The organism is Rahnella sp. AN3-3W3 (assembly GCF_003263545.1).
Taxonomy (GTDB): Bacteria; Pseudomonadota; Gammaproteobacteria; order Enterobacterales; family Enterobacteriaceae; genus Rahnella; species Rahnella variigena.
Window position 1 is genome coordinate 75,244 of the sequence record NZ_JYDG01000007.1, and the last position, 17,141, is coordinate 92,384.

Here is a 17,141-nt window from a genome sequence, read left to right on the forward strand (position 1 = left end):
GGGATGATAACTAAAAATATGAATACGTGTTATGAGTAGGGAGTACTTAATACCCCCTCTTTTTGCAGGCAGAAATATAACACTCGCTGGTAAGGCGCTCTATCAAAAAACGCCTCAAGCGATCCTACTGCTGGGTGATGATCAATGTTGCCGAAGCATTAAAAGCACCTGTTTTTATATCTTCATAACTGACCGAGGTAGGTTTGACTGGCGTAAAACTCAGTGGTACCGAAATACTGCCATTGACTACACTGAGCTGCTGCGTGTTACCATTGGTAACGATATTCCCGTTCCAGCGCATGACGACCCCGAGATTATTGTTACTGGTAGTAATGGCATTATTATTCCAGGAGGTTGGAGTTGTGTTCATCTTTACCTGAAAATCAACTTCATGGGTGACATCACAGGTTATGTTGAGGCTTTTTTCCACCGTCTGTGCGGAAGTTCCGGAGCTTTGAATCTCACTTCTTTCAAGCTCTCCCAGTTCAACTAACAACGTCTCTCCGGAGAGGATTTTGCAAGTTGACGTGTTTATATCTACATCGTTCGCCGCAATGAAATACCAGATGTAATAGTTTTGCGCACCGTGGTTATTTCTCTGGATAAACTTAATTTGCGCAAGCCTGTCTCCCCGTCTGATCTGCAACGACTTACCCATGCTGGTTAGCTCGAAATAAAGCTCTACGGGTAAGCTTTTAGTTTCCTGTGCATTGAGACTAAAGATCTCAACTTCAGGTACAGGCTCAGGATAAACCTTTCCAGAAATGATAACGCCGCCCTTAAGATCCTTGAAGATGGCGGAATTGAGGCTCATTCCGTTACTGGCAAGCCACATAGAATCGACCCAACCGCCGTCTACAGAGTCGTTTTTGCAGCTGATCTGCGAACGGAGATCGACAATCTTGTTTCTACCGGTATTGACGTCCGGGCTGACGTTTACGTTAACGTCAGCATCTCCGCCGTTCCAGCCAATGGAATTACATGAGTAGGCCCATGCGCCCTGAGGCACCGCCAGCAGCATAATAAATAAGGGTAATTTCATATCTGAATGTGATTCTCCTAGGGATAATTAAGCTCGAATGTCGCTAGCGCCTCAAATGCTCCACGGCGTAAGGTATGTGCAGCCAGCGCGGAAGGTTCTCCAATAACGTAACCGTACAGCACAAGATCGTTGGTTCCGCCGGCGAGCGTAAAAGCGGGCACGGTCTTATTCAACGGCAAGGGTGTGCCGTCCTTCTGCTCCAGGCCAAGCGCGATGCCGCTGGCGGCCGAGTTGCTAAGCGCCAGAAAACCCGGTAATTCCTTGCTCTGCGTCCCTTTAAACGTGACCTCTACCTGATTACCCAGGCTCAGATCGCACTCCAGCAACCTGAGGGCGAAGGGCTGCGCGTGGGTACGAGTGTTAAGGTATAAATAGGTATCGATTACCGTGCCGAAATCCAACGTAATATCCGTCGTGTTCGGGTCCAGCTCGCAGGGATCGGCAACCAGCGTCCCATCAAATTTCAGGTTGTCGCTGGTGACTTTCAGGCCACCGTTTCCTGCCGCCGCGTGCCCGGCTAAAGCCATCATAAACAACAACATGCCCACGCTGCGTCCGGCTAACGTTCTATTCCCCATTTCTGTTCCTTATAAATACTCGGCCAGCAGCGTTGCTGTAGCGGAAAACGCCCCTTCGCCCAGCTCATCGATGCCGGGATCTTTTACCGGCACAGCCTCAAGCGTGGGCGGATGCTGATAAAGGATGTCGAGGGGTCTGTTAATCTCCATCGGCTGACCGTTCTGTTTAATCTGGATCCCTAGCCCACGGATATTGGTCGCGAGCGCGCTGCGGTCAAAGGACGTTGCGCTGCCGTTTACCGCAAGGGTCAGACGCCACGCGGGGTCAACATCGTCACAAATCAGCTGCCAGGCGATAGCCTGCTGGTAACGCACCCCGTCAACCTTATGGATGCCAACATTGTCAAAGTGGATGTTTACATCACGATCGTTATTGATGTGGCACGGATGGATCCTCAGCGTGCCGTGAAAGGAAATGTCGTTACTGTCGCCGGTTGCTGCGGCATGCGCCGACGTGAGCTGAACACCTGCCCCGGACAGCAGCAGCGCCAGCGCCAGGCTCCTTCCGCAGCCGCCGTAAACTTTGTTCTTCACCCTGATTGCCTCAGTTATAAGCCACTTTTAACGTGGCGCTGGCGTTGAATGCCTGTCCGTCCTGAAAACGTGCGCCGCTCTGTTTTTCCAGCACGGCGTACAGCGAAGGCTGGCTGGCATTATCGAAGTTGAACCATTGATTTACCGGCAGCGTTTCGCTTCCTTTAAGCAATTTGATGCCAAGCCCGCTGGCATCAGTTTTTAGCTGTTTCCCATCAAAGCTGGCAGCGCTACCGGCAATCTGCATTTGCAGCGTTTTACCGTCCGGATCGCCTTTGCAGGTCACCTGATAGGGAACGGGCTGTTTATAGGTCTCACCAATAATTTCATTGATATAGACGTCACCGAATTCCACCTTAATCGGGTCAGATCCGCTAAAAGTACACAATGCGGTCGCCACCACCGTGCCGGTAATGCGAACATCTAAATTACTGGAGCCCGCCGCTGCCGCATCACCCCCCAGCAGCATTCCCGTCATTGCGAACAGGGCCATTGCTCCCCATCGGGCAAATATCATCTTTGGATCCTTAGTCATAATTCAGCCTGAAGCCGACCGTAGCCTGCCATGTACCCGCCGTTAACGGGGCCGGAGTGCGTTCGGGCTGCACGTAGTAGACCAGCGCATCATTGGTCGGGGTGACAAACTGCGGCAGCGTACGCTCGCCTAATCGCACGTCACGCCTGGCGCTGTCGGCGATCCTCAAACCCAGCCCGGTGAGGCCGTTCACCTGCACCAGCTCGGGGCTGTCGGCATCCGCGGGGGCCAAAAAAGTCACGCTGACAGCCGGCTGAAGCGAATCCCAGCTGCTGTTCCCGCTCCACGTATTGAGCATCTCTGACCCGCTGCGCACGCAGTCACGTAACCTCAGCGTAAAGGCTACCGGCTCACCGCGATCGCCCGGGTTTCGCAGCGCCTCGGTTGATGTGTTGCCGAGACTGACTTCCTGAGTTTGAGAAGTCATGTCGAGCGACATGCCCCCTCGACAAAATCGCCCGAAATATGCAGTGCCCCGTTTACGCCTTCAACGTTCCAGTTGTCGGGCAGCGCCCAAGCCGTCGGCGGCAGCACCAGCGCCAAAGCCAGGGCGCTGGCAGCGCGGTTGCACCCTGCCAGAACGTGGTAATTCCACTTGCTTTGCTTCTCCATCAGCCTCACCCGGCTTTACTCCCGGTGACCCGGCAAACGTTGCCCGCGCAGTTGAAGATAAGCTTCGGTCGCCCGCCGTAGTCATTAATCCATGCCAGCATCGGTTTCTGTCCCAGCGTCGATGCCTTGATGTTCAACAAAGCATCTGAACGAGGGGCAATCATCACCGGATCGAAGCCGGCAATCGGGGGGCTGTCCGAGTGTTCGTATGCCCCGGCCAGGGTCACGTAATAGGGGCCAGGATTAATAACGCGGTATTTATCGCCTTCGCGCTTAAGCGTAATTTTTTCCTGCCACACGCTTTCGCCTTCGGATCTATTGATTTCAATGGATTCCGGCCGATAGAACAGCTTGATTCGCGTCTGCAGAGCAATCTGCAAAGTATTGGCTTTCGTGCTTTTGGGCGGGATTTCACGCAGATTAAAGTAAAATAGCGACTCTCTATCCTGAGGCAGCGTGCTGGCATTCCCCATCAACTGCAGTTTCACCTGGCCTTTTGCCAACGGCTCTACTCGCTGTAGCGGCGGAAGCGCGGTCAGAGGTTGGGTGATTTTGTTACCTTGCTCATCTTCTACCCATGCCTGAGCAAGATAGGGCAACATTTTATTCTGGTTGGTGATATTTAAACTGATCGATTTATTTGCACCGTTAAAGACGGCACGCGTACGGTCAAGAGCAATGGCTGCCGTCGCGCTTTGGCTGATCAGTACGGCAATCAGGGTGGTGGAGGTCATCGTCAAATAAGAATAGTTTTTCATCAATTGAAACTCGCTTTGCAGGATGTCGCCGTGCCGTCTTGCGCGGCGACCGAATTGTCATTCACTCTTTTGCCTGATAGCAGGGGGCTTAAGCCCGTACGCTTTGGCACAGCAGCATTAGATTATCGGGGGCCGTGGGCAAGGGTTTCGGCAGACTCAGCTCGCACTGGGTTTTCCCATCCCATACCACTCGCATCGATTCTCCGGCATTCATTCCGGTTAGCCAAACCTGGCCGCCATCGTTAACGATCCCAGCCTGATGACCGCCGAGCCCCATAACTACTGCACCAAACGGGGGCGTAGTGCCGTCCGCAAGACGGATGGTGACCATCGCTTTTTCCCCGGCAATAACGCCGAAGCGACGCAGACCGATCGCGCCTTCGGTCAGGGTACCCTGCACCACCGAGCGCGTAGCCTCAACATCATCCGCCAGCTTGTTGACGTCCACGCTAACGCTGCTTCGGTAGTAGCTGCTGATGTCCGACACGACGGCTTTTCCAAACCGGTTAGTCTCGGTAACACCACCGTATCCCCGCACCGGAACGCCGCTGACGCCCGAGGTATCGACCATCATTCGCGTTCCCCCCATTGTGCTTACGCGGTGTAACGCAACGCCTTCCGTGGTGCCCGTTATGCCGCCCTGAGCAGAAAGGCCGACGGAGTGATAGCGGCTACCTTCGTAGCTGGTGTTGACGCTCATTTCCGCGTTATTCCCCTGATGGGTGAAGTAACCGCTGCCAACCGCATTGCCTCTGCTGCCCGCTCCGGCCTTGACCCGATAGCTGTTATTGCTATCGAGGCGTTCGAAATACCCCACCGTTGTGCTATTACCCGTGCTGCCCGCCTGGCTGTCGAAATTCAACGTGCTGCTGTTACCCCACGGCAATGACAGGCTGAGATACATGCCGTCATCGCTAGTGTTGTTATAAAGCGTTCGATAGGCCGACAGGTTGAGGCTGACGTTTTTAAAACGCCAGGCATCGAAATAGCGCGACAGGGAGAGGTTGTAACTATCGTTATCCGGGCGGTTCCAGTAGGTTTGGTGGCTATAGTTCGCATAGGCACTCAGGCCCAGACTACGGAACTGCTTGTTGAAAGCGATGGTGTACAACTCTTTATTGTTGTTACCGACGATGCCGTGATAGCGCACGTTCAGATATTCACTCATGCTCATAAAGTCGCGCTGAGAAAAGCGATAGCCCGCAAAGGTGACCTGGCTGTCGTATTCGTCAAAACGTTTGGAATAGCTAAGACGCCACGAGCTGCCCGTTTTTGTGTTGTCCCTTGGCAGTTCCGCATGGGACTGAGTGACGTCAAATGAAAGCGCCCCTAACGCCAGCAAATCGCGGCCAATCCCTGCCGCCAGCGCGTGATAGTCGTCGGCCAGCAAACTCCCGCCATACAATGACCATCCGTTATTCACCCCCCAAGAGAATTCGCCGGTGGCAAACCCCGGCCCTTGGCTATCGTGCCGGTAATCTGAAGGTTTACCGAAGGCGAGTTTGTATCGCACGCTGCCCGGGCGCGTAAGATAGGGAATGCTTGCTGTATCAACCTGAAAACTGTGCGAAGTGCCATCCTGCTCCTGAACCTTCACATCCAGAGTGCCCGAAACGGCGGTGTTCAAATCCTGAATCCGAAACGGCCCTGCGGCGACCGTGGTTTCATGGATAACCCGTCCCTGCTGGCTAACGGTCACTTTAGCGTTGGTTTTTGCCACGCCGACGACTTCCGGCGCGTAACCGCGCAGGTTTGGTGGCAGCATATTGTCATCAGACTCCATGCTGGTTCCGGTGTAGCGGAAACTGTCGAACATGCCGGAATTGAGGTAGTTCTCACCGAGCATCAGCTTCGATTTTAACGAGGGGATCGCCCGCCAGGCGTAGTAGCGGCTCCACTGCCAGTCACGCTGCGTGTTGTTCATGGAGCCACGGGTATGGTTGTACAGCCCCTGCCAGTCGGCGCGAAAACGCCAGGCACCCAGGTTAAACCCTGTGGTTCCGTTGCCGCTGAGCGACTGGACATCCCTGTGGCTCGCGCCGGTAAAACGCGACGACTGTCCGTTAAGGTTGTAATCAAAAATTCCCCCGGCAATACCGTCATCCCAGCGAGCGGGCGGATCCCAGTTGTCAGCGGTATATTCCAGATATGCCTGGGGAACATTCAGGTAGAGCGCGCTTTCGCCTAGAACTGCCCGCGCGCTTACCCCCGGCAGGCTCGCGTTATCCAGACATTGCCCGCTGTGCCACCACTTGAGATCGCGCAAAGCAGAAGCTTTTAAACCCAGTTGAGCAATGACCTGTGGCGTAAGACACACTTGGCTGCCCTGAGGATCGTTATCCGGTTTAATAAACGCTAACGTTTGCTCCGGCAGCTCGGCTTTGTTCAGACGGATAACCATCTGATACTCACCCGGCATGATGTACCCTGCCTGAGAAAACTGGCTAAGGTCGATGTGTGAACGGTCACTAATATCCAGGACATCCGTGTTGAATTCTATTGCGTCTGCCGCGTATCCCTTTGCCCCCTGAAAAGCCAGCGTCACCATCAGCGCTACAGGACAACGGCGCAGCCATGCGCCGGCGTGATATAAAACCTGCCTCATCAAAAGTAATCCAGTTTAAAACGCACGGTAGTGGAGTAAGCCCCGGCCCGTAGTTTTTGATGGTTGCCCACCAAACGTAGTGAGTAATCAAGGCGCATGGCACCGGGCTGCAGCAGGCCCGCCTGCGAAGCAATGCCGGGCTGCATACGGTTTCCTGTGGCATCAGAAATCTCTAACCCGATACCTCGAGCGCCACCGTGGAGAGCAAACAGCTCGCCGTCGGTAACGGGACCATCAAAGGTCACCATGAAATGCGACCAGTCCTGCTGGTTAGGAATCAACTGTTCAAAGGCGCAATTTTCCAGATGAATACTGAATGGCTTAGAAGGGCCAGCACCGTCACGGATGACTTGTTCCAGTGGGATAGTCATCAGATCAATCACCTGTTCCCGACTGGCCACGGCGATCGCGCAGGGTGTGTCGATGATCGAACCCTGCATGCTTACCTTTCCATGCCCCTGATCCGCCGCATTCTTCGCCAGCGCACCTGAGGAGGCCAGGCATAGCACAAGCCACACCAGCAGGGAGGGCACTACAAACGAAACACTGCTATTCATAGGTATCTCACAAACGAAAACCGTATAGAAAAACGCAGAAGGCCCGCTGTGTGCTTACTGATAGGCCAGAGTAAAATTGGCAACCGAGGTGAAGGAACCCGGCACGACCGTTGTGCTCCCGCCGTTTCCTTTGAGGTAGGCGGAGTAGGTCAGCGTGTTATCACCCTGCTGTGTTTTTGTCGCGGAACTGGCGGTGCCAAGAGGAATATTGGTGCCCTCATCGTTGGTAATGCCGATAGCCGCCCCGCTGGCGCTGCTTCCGACAATAGCCAAATAGCCGGGCTGAGCGCTGGATTCCGGTCCGGTAAAGGTAATGGTGACGGTTTTATCCGTAAGTCCCGAGAGGTCGCAGCTTTCCAGTTTGATATCAAACGGACGCGGGTTGGACTTTCCGCCGTTGAGCAGAGATTTATTGGAGATTTCGCCCAAATCGACGGTCTGCTCAATGGTTTCAGGGGTAATTGAACAAGGGGCATCAATAATACTGCCGGTAAACTTAACCGTGCCGTGTCCCTGATCGCTTGCCTGTGACTGGCCTGCCAGTACAGCAGCCCCCATACCAAAGGCCCAAACCAATTTGGTTAATTGCATTTACTCATTCCTTTATAAGTTTCTTACTAACTTTATTCACAAGAAGCCTCGTTGCCACGACCGCGCAACGGGAATTAACTAATTTACGTTAGTGATTTAAAAACTGATATCAAAAACCGCCTCAATTCCACCCACAAGCGAAATATATAAAAAGCGTTTTTTAGAAGAAATTCTCTGGAGGGAGATATACGATTTAGCACATTGCTACATTATCTATTAAATCGACACTCGGAACTAAATCATGTCTAATTCACTAAGCGTACGTGACCAAAATAGTTTTATTTCAGCCTATAAGAACTTACTTAATGACAGTGACAAACGCATTCATAAAGGCGATGTCAATACGCTGAACAGAATTCTCAATAAATGCGATAAAGTTGAGGTCGGCCAGCTGCTAATGACAAAAATGGAATCATGTCCAAAAGACCCTGTCGCGCTGAAAAATACTTTCAGTGATTTATTTGATAAGCTTGAAGCGCAGAATTCCAAAATGCATGATAAGAAAGAAGAGAAGCTTAAAAATATTCAACAGAAGCTTGCCCCGGTTGTGCAGGACATTCACAAAAATGAAATAAATGCTCACAATGCCAAAGTAAACGGTGAGATTAAAGGTCTTGCTGATGATCTCCAACTCATTTCAAGAAATATTTCTCAGGAAAAAAATGAGATCGCCAAACTTAAGGAAGAAATTAACAAAGCTGATGTGCAAATTAAAAAACTGCATAATGAGATTAAACCTCTGGCCGATGCGCTAAAGAACACCTCCTCGGAAGACTTTGCGGTCAAAGATGCCAAGCGTTTAAAAGATACTGAAGCAAAAATCAGTAAACTTGAGGCCAAACAAAATGCCGAAATCAGTACATTAAATAATAAAATTGCCGCGCATGAAAATAGCCGTGCGGTTTTACTCGATTTTGCAAGGAAACACGGTGTAAACAGTGCCGAGCAGGATCTGAGAAAAGCTGAGAGCGGCGCTATTTATGATAATCGCGATACGGGCTTTGGCACCACCAGCTGGCGTGAACATCTGGGCAGCGATAAATATGCCATCAAGCACTTCGGTTACGATTTAAAAGAAGGCCGCCGTCAATATTCTGATCTCATTAAAGTGCCCAACCATAAGGGCAAACAGTGGCAGGAAACTGATGCAGAACTTCGATGATGCGCCAAAAAACATCAGGGCTCTGCAAAGGGAAATATCGCAACTCAAGAATGAATATAAAAGTGATATTGGTCAGGTTAAGCTTGAGAACCGTCTTTCTGCCAAACAGGAGATTGAGCAGCGAATTAATTTTAAACAAGAAGCCATTCACTCATTAGAAAAGAGCAAGGAAATTGCATCAGAGGATATTAAATCATGCCATGAGTATATATCTTGGCTAGAAGCCAAGAAGACTCCGCTCATAGCGAAAATGGACGAGCTCAAGTCCCAGATAAAACAAGACAGTTAAGTCATTCTGTTTTCCTAAGGTAAAATCCACGCTCCGGCGTGGATTTCATCCCGATCACATAAACTCATCTACTAATATCATGCCCTCCTGCCCGCGTTTAGATTGCTCATGTCTGGCACGCTGACCCACTATCAATCGCAATCCCAATAAGCTCATCAAATGAGTAACTTTTACGCTTGGTGAAAATGTCATTCAGATAAAGGTAGCGGTCCTTACGGCTAAGTTATGCCTCTCTATCGGTGCCAAAAAATCTACGCAGACAACGCTTAGAAATAGCATATGCCCGGTATGAGCGTTGAGCATTGGAATACCCCGGTTAGTTTGATAATGCCCTCGATTACCAGTGCCTTCATTGCCCGCTCATGTATTGGAATAATACCGCCGCAGGTAGTTTTATCCCGTATGACCAGATAGTAGCCTTTGGTCATGACGCCATTTCCCAGCACACTCTTACTGTTAACTCGAAGCTGTACATCATTTTCATGCCAACCACTTTCTTTTATTATGGACATTCCGGCATCATACTCGTGATCTCTCTTTAGCTAAATTATTTTAAACAAGGAAATACTTGAAGGAGTAATTCTGATAAAAATATTGGATAAATGCGCCTGGCTTAGCATGCGGTTTTACAAATTATACTCCCGATGATAGACGCTAATATTTAATTTCCATTTTTCACTAAAATGATTAAATAAATGATTCCTGAAGGGGACACCCTTTCACAGTTCACATAACGACGTTCAGTAAGACAATTAACTACTGATTAAATATCAGTATTGTCTGTATGGGTATAAGGAGTAATCTCCTCGCCAATCATTCAGGTAATACAACCATAACAAGGACAAAGTGCGATCATGCGCTTACTGGGATTTTTGCTATTTGCAGTCAGTCTTTTATTGAATCCGGCAATTGCCAAACAGCATACGCAACCTTCCTCAACCGATAATGAGCTTATCGAGCAAGGAGATTATACCAATTCAGACGGGCAGGAAATTCACCGCCCGGCGCATACAAAGTCGGGCAATGCTCCTGATGGCGCATCGGCTCAGTGCAGAGATGGAACCTACAGTTTCAGTGCTCACCGTCGAGGGACGTGCTCGCGACATGGTGGCGTGGCAGAATGGCTTAACTAAATTAAACGCCCGCAATTGAGCGGGCTTCTGTAAATAGCAGATTTTGTAATGCAAACACCATCACCAGCCCGGAACCGCCCCGCCGTTAAAGATTTTCTCGGCTGCTTTCGCCACTTCGGGAGACTGATACGATTTCAGAAACTCCTGCACGTTTTCCGCATCTTTATTGTCCGTACGTGAAACCAGAAGATTCACGTACGGCGAATTTTTATCTTCGATAAATACGCTGTCATGCACAGGCGATAATCCGGTTTGCTGGATATAGGTGGTGCTGATAATGGCAACATCGACTTTCGGGTCGTCGAGCACGCGTGGCAGTTGCGCGCCTTCCAGTTCCATAATGTTCAGGTGATGCGGGTTTTCAGTGATATCCAGCGTCGTCGGCAACAGGCCTTTGCCGTCTTTCAGGGTGATCAGTTTCTCTTTTTGCAGCAACAGAAGCGCGCGGCCTAAGTTGGTCGGATCGTTGGGGATCGCCACGGTGGCGCCGTCTTTAAGCTGATCAACGGTTTTAATCTTTTTCGAGTAACCCGCCATCGGGAACACAAAGGTGTTGCCGACCGCCACCAGATGATAGCCGTGAGCTTTGTTATCCTGGTCGAGGAACGGGCGGTGCTGGAATACGTTGGCATCCAGGTCGCCGTGTTCGGTTGCGTCATTGGGCAGTAGAGAGCCGCTGAAACCAACCAGTTCTACGTCCAGACCGTATTTGTCTTTGGCGACTTTTTTAGCGACTTCCGCCACATCCTGCTCGGCGCCGTTAATCACGCCAACTTTGATATGTTTGGCATCACCGCTTTTTTGATCACAGCCCGCCAGCAGTAATCCCGCCAATAATACCACCGCGCCGGTCCGTAAATGAGCTATCGTCAGTTTCACTTTTTTTCCTTAAAAAATAACCGCTAAAGAGTAATGAACTGACTATAACAGGAGGATTATCGCGGTTTAAAAAACCAATAAAGCACTACTAAGAAGAAAAAAGCATATAGATAACTCCGCTTATCTCCGGCATCCAGATCTTTTACTTATATCTGTGATAAACAGTTTGCCCTCCCAGCTCCTTTTCGGAAAGAGTAGGCTATAGCGAAATCACCCACGAGACCGGAAAGATGGAAATTATTGAAGCAGATGAACAACATATCCCTGCCATGCAGAAAATTTATGCCTGGCATGTTTTGCATGGGACGGCCTCGTTCGAAACTCAGCCGCCTGATGAACATGAAATGGCGCTGCGCCTGAAAAAAATTCAGGAAGCCGGTTTGCTGTGGCTGGTGGTTTTGCACGAGGGGGAAGTGAAAGGGTATTGCTATCTGGGCCGCTATCGCGAGCGTTTTGCTTACCGCTATACGCTGGAGGATTCGATTTATATCGATCCCGGTTTTCAGAAACGTGGTGCGGGTAAAGCGTTACTTCGCCGGGCGATTGACTGGGCGGAAATGCACGGTTTTCGCCAGCTGGTGGGGAATATTGGCGACAGCGAAAACATGGCGTCGATTAATCTGCACCTCGCTGCTGGTTTTCAGGTGAAAGGCACCATGCATTCTGTCGGTTTCAAGCATGGCCGCTGGCTGGATACGGTGTTTATGCAGCGTGCGCTGGGTGATGGGAATCAGACCTTGCCTGCACAGGCAAGCTGACCGGAAATGAAAGCGGGCAGACTATCTGCCCGCATTTTACTGATTATTCTATCGCTAATTTTTCCCTGGTATTTTTTTGCGTTGCGCTGCCGCCCCACACCTCATTGTATTCGTAACCCGTCAGGTCTTTAATCACCTTGCGCGATACTTCGTCGCAATCTTCCTGGGCGCCGCCCAGTTTCAGGCGAGCAGTTTCTTTGATCAGAATTTTATGCGTGTCCCGCGTCAGCTTGAATTTGAAGGTCATATAGAAACTGATTGCCAGCAATGCCCCGGTGGCAAAGATCATCAGTCCGATGATCGCGTTTAACGCGCTGAGCGGTTGCGCGCCCTGCCCTTTCACAAATCCGCTTTCTTCCAGCACCAGACCTACAATCATTATGGCAATCGCGACAGTACTTTTACGGGTAAATACCATGACACCGGCAAAAATACCCTCGCGACGTTTTTTGGTGACTATCTCATCGACGTCCGGAATAAAGCTGTAAATATTCCACGGAATATAATAGAGCCCTGAACGACCAAAGCCTAAAACAACAAAAATGGAAGTAAAGAGAATTAGCGGCACCGCTGTGTTGGTAATATAAATATAAAACAGAGCAGCCAGGACAAAGAAGATACAGCCATACGCTATCCGCAACGCAGCGGAAGGCGAAACATTCAGCCTTTCCATCACCATCATATAAACAACTGTTGAAGGTACAGAAACAAAAGCTGCGACGCTTAAATATCCCGAAACCGCCCCAACATCCTGATGCAAGCCATAAACTACATAATAGGTAAATACGGCACCAAATACGTCCATTGCAGTGAATGACGCAATATAAATAACAATATGCTGACGGAACATGCGAATATTAAAGGACGAAATAAAATCCAGCACCAGACTTTTCAGATGATGCCAGAGGCTGCCGCCCGTTTCCATTTCCGGTTCAGGCTCATTCGGATCCCGCACATCCTTCGCCTCCCAGGTACATAACCAGGTAGTGAATACCGCAATACAAAATACTGTGGCGAAGAACATCCCGGTATAGGTATACGTCATCGGATTATCTTTACCGGTAAACATCATGATCACGCCCGGTACCGACACGGCAAGAAAACCGCCAAGCTGCGAGCAAATCATGCGCACACCGGCCAGGCGTGTACGTTCACCGAAACGGTTGGTCATCTCTGCAGCCAGAGTTTCCCACGGCACCAGCACCATCGCCGACAGTAATTCAATCGACAAATACGTTCCGAGATAATACCAGTAGCCCATGTCCTTGACCCAGACCAGCGCATACAGGAACATCAGCGGCGAACTGATCAGCAGGAAAAAGCGACGGCGGCCAAACCGTTTACCCAGCCAGGTATTACCAAAGTGGTCGGTAATATAGCCCATGATCGGACTTAATATTGCGTCAATCACTCGGGCGATAGCGAAAATAGATCCCGCTTCTAAAACAGTCAATCCGCAATACATGGTATAGAAGAATAAAAGCCAGGTACCGATAACGGCGAATGCACCGCCACCAAATAAGTCAGTTACGCCATAGCCTATAGCCGTGCCGTAACCGACTCTGCGCTCAGTAGGTTTCATTATTATTATCCTGTGAAGGTAAAGTTATTATTAAAATTATTTAATCAGCCAGAGTTATCCATTTTCCTGATTGTGATGAGCGATAAATCGCCCCGACCATATTCAGAGATACTTCGGCCTGTGAAACAGAGATATAATTTTTTTCTTCAGGATGACGAATGGAATAATAGAAATTTGATACTGCCTGACGATGACTGTCGCCCCAGTAGCTTTTGGTGGTTCCTGACGGACGGTCATCGCTGACCAGCAGCGTTTTATTTTCTCCTTCAATCAGCCACAGCGCGTTGTGATGTAACTGCAGCAGTCCTTTTTCACAATGAATTTCCAGCAGCAACGGCGAGTCAGTGCTGTGACAATTGGTTGCGTAAAACAATCCTCGCGCACCGTTAACCATTTTCAGGCTGGCCATCGCGGTATCTTCATTTTCAGTCAGATCACTGAGAAACGTTCTTTCCACCACGCCCTTCAGCGCCAGCACGCCGCCGCTAAACCACTGCATTAAATCCAGCGTGTGGATCGCCTGATTGATCAGCAGGCTGCCGCCTTCGGTGGCAAAACGCCCGCGCCACAGGCTTTCACTGTAATACGCCCCGCCGCGTGACCAGGTCAGAACGGCTTTGATGCTCAACATGTTGCCCAGCTGCCCGCTGTCCAGCAGTGCTTTGATTTTCTGACTGGAAGGATTCAGGCGGTTCTGATAACACACGCCAAGCACTCCGTCAGCCTGCGCCTCTGACCGTTTAATGGCGCTGACTTCACCGATATTCAGCGCCACCGGTTTCTCGGTGAAAACATGCTTTCCCGCCGCCAGCGCGGCGAGAATCGCTTCCAGATGTAAATGATGTGGCAGACAGATATGCACCACGTCAATCAGCGGATCAGATAACATTTCGTGATAATCAGTATAAAAATCACAGCCATATTCCAGCGCCAGCGCCCTGCCTTTGCCAATATTGCACTCAGCAATGGCCCTTAACTGACAATCTGGCTCATGCTGAATCGCCGTGACATGGCAGGTATGGATGGCACCACAACCGATCACCGCAGCCCCAAGAGTTTTCATGATCCGCTCCCGATTCAGTGGGTTTCGTTAGCCAGCATCTGCGCCCGCACGCACAGTTCGGCGGCCTTAAACGCATGTTCCTGCGTCATGGCTTTTTCGGTGCGGTTAAGGCAATCCAGTATCAGCTGACCGAAGAACGGGAAGCCGACGTTGCCGGAAACCGGATAACGGAACTCCCCTTCCCGGTTCACCAGATACACCACGTCCTGCTCGCCGCGTGTGAGATCGACATATTTGCGGATCTCGATATAACCCTCGGTGCCGAGCAGCGTCAGACGCCCGTCGCCCCATGTGCTCAGCCCTTCCGGCGTGAACCAGTCGCAGCGGAAATAACCGCGCGCGCCGTTTTCGCCTTCCAGCATGGTGTCGCCAAAATCTTCAAAGTTCGGATATTGCGGATGATTGAAATTCAGTGCCTGAGCCGCTACGACGTGAGCATTGCTGTTGCCGGTGTAAAACAGAAACTGTTCAATCTGATGGCTGCCGATATCACAGAGAATGCCGCCAAACTGCTCTTTCTCATAAAACCAGTCTGGTCGTCCTTCGCCTTCGCGATGCGGACCGGTGCCGAGCGTCTGGATCACACGCCCGATCGCCCCTTCCTGCACTAACTGGCCGGCGAATACCGCACTTTCTACGTGCAGACGTTCGCTGTAATACACCGCAAATTTACGCCCGGTTTCGGCTACTTTTGCCTTCGCCGCTGCCAGTTGTTCCAGCGTGGTCAGCGGCGCTTTGTCGCTGAAATAGTCTTTTCCGGCGGCCATGACTTTCAGCCCCAGCGCGCAGCGTTCAGACGGAATGCCCGCACCTGCCACCAGTTGCACTTCTTTATCATCGAGGATCATTTGCAGGGATCCGGCAACTTTCACCTGCGGATACTGCGCAACAAATTTCTCTACTTTTGCAGGGTCAGGATCGTAAACCCATTTCAGGCTGGCTCCTGCTTCAATCAATCCGTTACACATGCCGTAGATGTGCCCGTGATCCAACGCCGCGGCGGCAATCACGAATTCACCCGGTTTTACCACCGGCTGCGGTTTGCCTACCGGCGCATAATTCATACCGTCTTTGTTGCTCATGTTCAGGCTCCTTTATCCATGTTTTTGCCGAGCGGGATCGCGTCTTCATTGGCGAAGTTTTCTACCGATGCAGATTTCTCATAAAAGTGCGGGGCGAGCGAAACCAGTCCGCCGGTCTGATAGAACGGGTCGGTGGAAGCCAGCGGGAGGCTCACGATACTGCGGGTGATGGCGGATTTATAAATGGCGGCGATAAGTTCCAGCGAACGCTTGCCCTGCACGCCGTCGATCAGCGGCGCGGTGCCGGTTTCCAGCGCAGTGAGGAAATTGTCAATCTGGCCGATATGCAATGTATAAGTGAGTTTAGGGATCGACTGGTAAATGTCTTCGAGTTGATTTTCACGATCGGTATCGCGTTCATCTATCGGGAAGCCGTTCGGCGCAGAAATGCTGGCGTATTTATCCCACGGGGCAGAAATTCGCGCTTTCTCGCCCTGAATGACAATCTTCTGATCTTCACCATGATGCACTACAGAGGCCGTCAGCTGGGTCAGCGCGCCGGTGTCATATTTGAAAATGGCTGCCGAGAGATCTTCCACTTCGGCGTTATCGTGCGCGGCATTGGTGATCATCGACACCACTTCAGACGGGAAACCGAGCATCCACTGGATAGCATCAATATGATGAACCGCGTGATTCAGCGTGCAACCGCCCGCCTCTTTTTCCCAGGTGCCGCGCCACCACAAATCGTAATAGGAATGACCACGCCACCAGAATGAATCGACCTGCGCATGACAGACTTTGCCGGTTTCGCCGGAATCCAGCACTTTCTTTAAGCGCCAGAACGCGTCGGTAAAGCGATTCTGCGCAATAATTGACAGTGTTTTACCACTCTCTTTTGCTGCACTGATCATGGCATCGCATTCCTGCAACGATGCTGCCATCGGCTTTTCACACAGCACATGCTTGCCCGCATTCAGGGCGTTGATAGAAATTTCGGCATGGACATACGGTGGTGTACACACGTCAAAAACGTCGATCTCAGTGTCGCCGAGGATTTCCTCATGGCTGGCATACACCTTCGCATTGGTCAGGCCATAATGACGTTTTTTCTCTTCCGCCTTTTCAGGATAAATATCTACCAGCGCAACAATCTGGCAACGATCCGTAAACTCTAAATATCCCTGAATATGATTATGCGAAATATTACCTGTACCAATAATTGCTATTTTGAGCATTATCTATCTCCTTCTATTAAAGCGGGCAGCAGGCTGACTTAAGCCGGACACAAAGGGTCATCGCGTTGAAATTTTTAAATATTCAGCGCAAATAAAAACCTTATTTTGTGTTGCTGAGATTTATATTCCGGAGAGTAGTAATGGTTTTTTTTTCCAACAACCGTTATTTGTGACAGGAATTGCAGTGCAGTTTTCGCAATTTG

19 protein-coding genes are annotated in these 17,141 nt (G+C 50.6%); 4 read left to right on the top strand and 15 right to left on the bottom strand.

Annotated elements, in window-relative coordinates; translation table 11 throughout:
• Positions 1–124: 124 nt before the first annotated feature.
• The 10 genes from UC15_RS03640 to UC15_RS03680 form a co-directional block, all read right to left on the bottom strand.
• Positions 125–1,042, bottom strand: a complete 918-nt coding sequence (locus tag UC15_RS03640) for a fimbrial protein (protein ID WP_112287175.1) — start codon at positions 1,040–1,042, stop codon at positions 125–127.
• 17 nt (positions 1,043–1,059) lie between these two features.
• A complete protein-coding gene (locus UC15_RS03645) occupies positions 1,060–1,620 on the bottom strand; it encodes a fimbrial protein (protein WP_112287176.1) in 561 nt (186 codons plus the stop codon).
• A 9-nt stretch (positions 1,621–1,629) separates the two neighbouring features.
• Positions 1,630–2,154 (bottom strand): fimbrial protein, encoded by a 525-nt coding sequence (locus UC15_RS03650; protein WP_157960959.1) that lies wholly within the window; start codon positions 2,152–2,154, stop codon positions 1,630–1,632.
• A 10-nt stretch (positions 2,155–2,164) separates the two neighbouring features.
• Positions 2,165–2,689: a fimbrial protein gene (locus UC15_RS03655; RefSeq protein ID WP_112287178.1), complete on the bottom strand. Its 525-nt coding sequence runs from the start codon at positions 2,687–2,689 to the stop codon at positions 2,165–2,167.
• Positions 2,682–3,128: a fimbrial protein gene (locus tag UC15_RS03660; protein WP_232829803.1), complete on the bottom strand. Its 447-nt coding sequence runs from the start codon at positions 3,126–3,128 to the stop codon at positions 2,682–2,684. The genes UC15_RS03655 and UC15_RS03660 overlap by 8 nt, the downstream gene beginning before the upstream one ends.
• Positions 3,113–3,301 carry a hypothetical protein gene (locus tag UC15_RS25870; protein WP_232829804.1) on the bottom strand — a complete coding sequence of 63 codons (189 nt, stop codon included), beginning with the start codon at positions 3,299–3,301 and terminating at the stop codon, positions 3,113–3,115. Before UC15_RS25870 ends, UC15_RS03660 begins: the two co-directional genes overlap by 16 nt.
• 5 nt (positions 3,302–3,306) lie before the next feature.
• A complete protein-coding gene (locus UC15_RS03665) occupies positions 3,307–4,059 on the bottom strand; it encodes a fimbria/pilus periplasmic chaperone (RefSeq protein ID WP_112287179.1) in 753 nt (250 codons plus the stop codon).
• 88 nt (positions 4,060–4,147) lie between these two features.
• Entirely contained in the window at positions 4,148–6,664 is a 2,517-nt protein-coding gene (locus UC15_RS03670; RefSeq protein ID WP_112287180.1) for an outer membrane usher protein, read from the bottom strand.
• Positions 6,664–7,221 (bottom strand): fimbrial protein, encoded by a 558-nt coding sequence (locus UC15_RS03675; protein WP_112287181.1) that lies wholly within the window; start codon positions 7,219–7,221, stop codon positions 6,664–6,666. Before UC15_RS03675 ends, UC15_RS03670 begins: the two co-directional genes overlap by 1 nt.
• Positions 7,222–7,275: 54 nt before the next feature.
• Entirely contained in the window at positions 7,276–7,812 is a 537-nt protein-coding gene (locus UC15_RS03680) for a fimbrial protein (protein ID WP_112287182.1), read from the bottom strand.
• Between the two features lie 241 nt (positions 7,813–8,053).
• On the opposite strand from UC15_RS03680, the gene UC15_RS03685 reads away from it, so the two are divergent.
• The 3 genes from UC15_RS03685 to UC15_RS03700 all read left to right on the top strand — a co-directional run bounded on the left by UC15_RS03685 (position 8,054) and on the right by UC15_RS03700 (position 10,396).
• The gene (locus UC15_RS03685; RefSeq protein WP_112287183.1) at positions 8,054–8,974 is read left to right on the top strand and encodes a hypothetical protein; all 921 of its coding nucleotides are present in this window, start codon (positions 8,054–8,056) and stop codon (positions 8,972–8,974) included.
• Positions 8,958–9,263, top strand: coding sequence for a hypothetical protein (locus tag UC15_RS03690; RefSeq protein WP_112287184.1), 306 nt, complete (start codon positions 8,958–8,960; stop codon positions 9,261–9,263). Before UC15_RS03685 ends, UC15_RS03690 begins: the two co-directional genes overlap by 17 nt.
• A gap of 854 nt (positions 9,264–10,117) precedes the next feature.
• On the top strand, positions 10,118–10,396 hold the full coding sequence (locus UC15_RS03700; RefSeq protein WP_112287185.1) for a DUF3761 domain-containing protein: 279 nt from the start codon (positions 10,118–10,120) through the stop codon (positions 10,394–10,396).
• Positions 10,397–10,456: 60 nt separating this feature from the next.
• Here UC15_RS03700 and nlpA read toward each other — a convergent pair whose 3' ends face one another.
• The gene (gene nlpA / locus UC15_RS03705; RefSeq protein WP_112287186.1) at positions 10,457–11,275 is read right to left on the bottom strand and encodes a lipoprotein NlpA; all 819 of its coding nucleotides are present in this window, start codon (positions 11,273–11,275) and stop codon (positions 10,457–10,459) included.
• Between the two features lie 230 nt (positions 11,276–11,505).
• Here nlpA and UC15_RS03710 point away from each other — a divergent pair, with 230 nt between their 5' ends.
• Positions 11,506–12,033 (top strand): GNAT family N-acetyltransferase, encoded by a 528-nt coding sequence (locus UC15_RS03710; protein WP_112287187.1) that lies wholly within the window; start codon positions 11,506–11,508, stop codon positions 12,031–12,033.
• A gap of 43 nt (positions 12,034–12,076) precedes the next feature.
• Here UC15_RS03710 and UC15_RS03715 read toward each other — a convergent pair whose 3' ends face one another.
• From UC15_RS03715 to UC15_RS03730, 4 genes are read right to left on the bottom strand one after another with little or no spacing between them, the layout of a single operon-like run.
• Positions 12,077–13,615, bottom strand: coding sequence for an MFS transporter (locus UC15_RS03715; RefSeq protein WP_112287188.1), 1,539 nt, complete (start codon positions 13,613–13,615; stop codon positions 12,077–12,079).
• 40 nt (positions 13,616–13,655) lie between these two features.
• Complete coding sequence (locus UC15_RS03720; protein WP_112287189.1) at positions 13,656–14,678, bottom strand: Gfo/Idh/MocA family protein; 1,023 nt, start codon at positions 14,676–14,678, stop codon at positions 13,656–13,658.
• A 14-nt stretch (positions 14,679–14,692) separates the two neighbouring features.
• Entirely contained in the window at positions 14,693–15,760 is a 1,068-nt protein-coding gene (locus tag UC15_RS03725; protein ID WP_112287190.1) for a Gfo/Idh/MocA family protein, read from the bottom strand.
• Positions 15,761–15,762: 2 nt separating this feature from the next.
• The gene (locus UC15_RS03730) at positions 15,763–16,938 is read right to left on the bottom strand and encodes a Gfo/Idh/MocA family protein (protein ID WP_112287191.1); all 1,176 of its coding nucleotides are present in this window, start codon (positions 16,936–16,938) and stop codon (positions 15,763–15,765) included.
• Positions 16,939–17,141 lie beyond the last annotated feature (203 nt).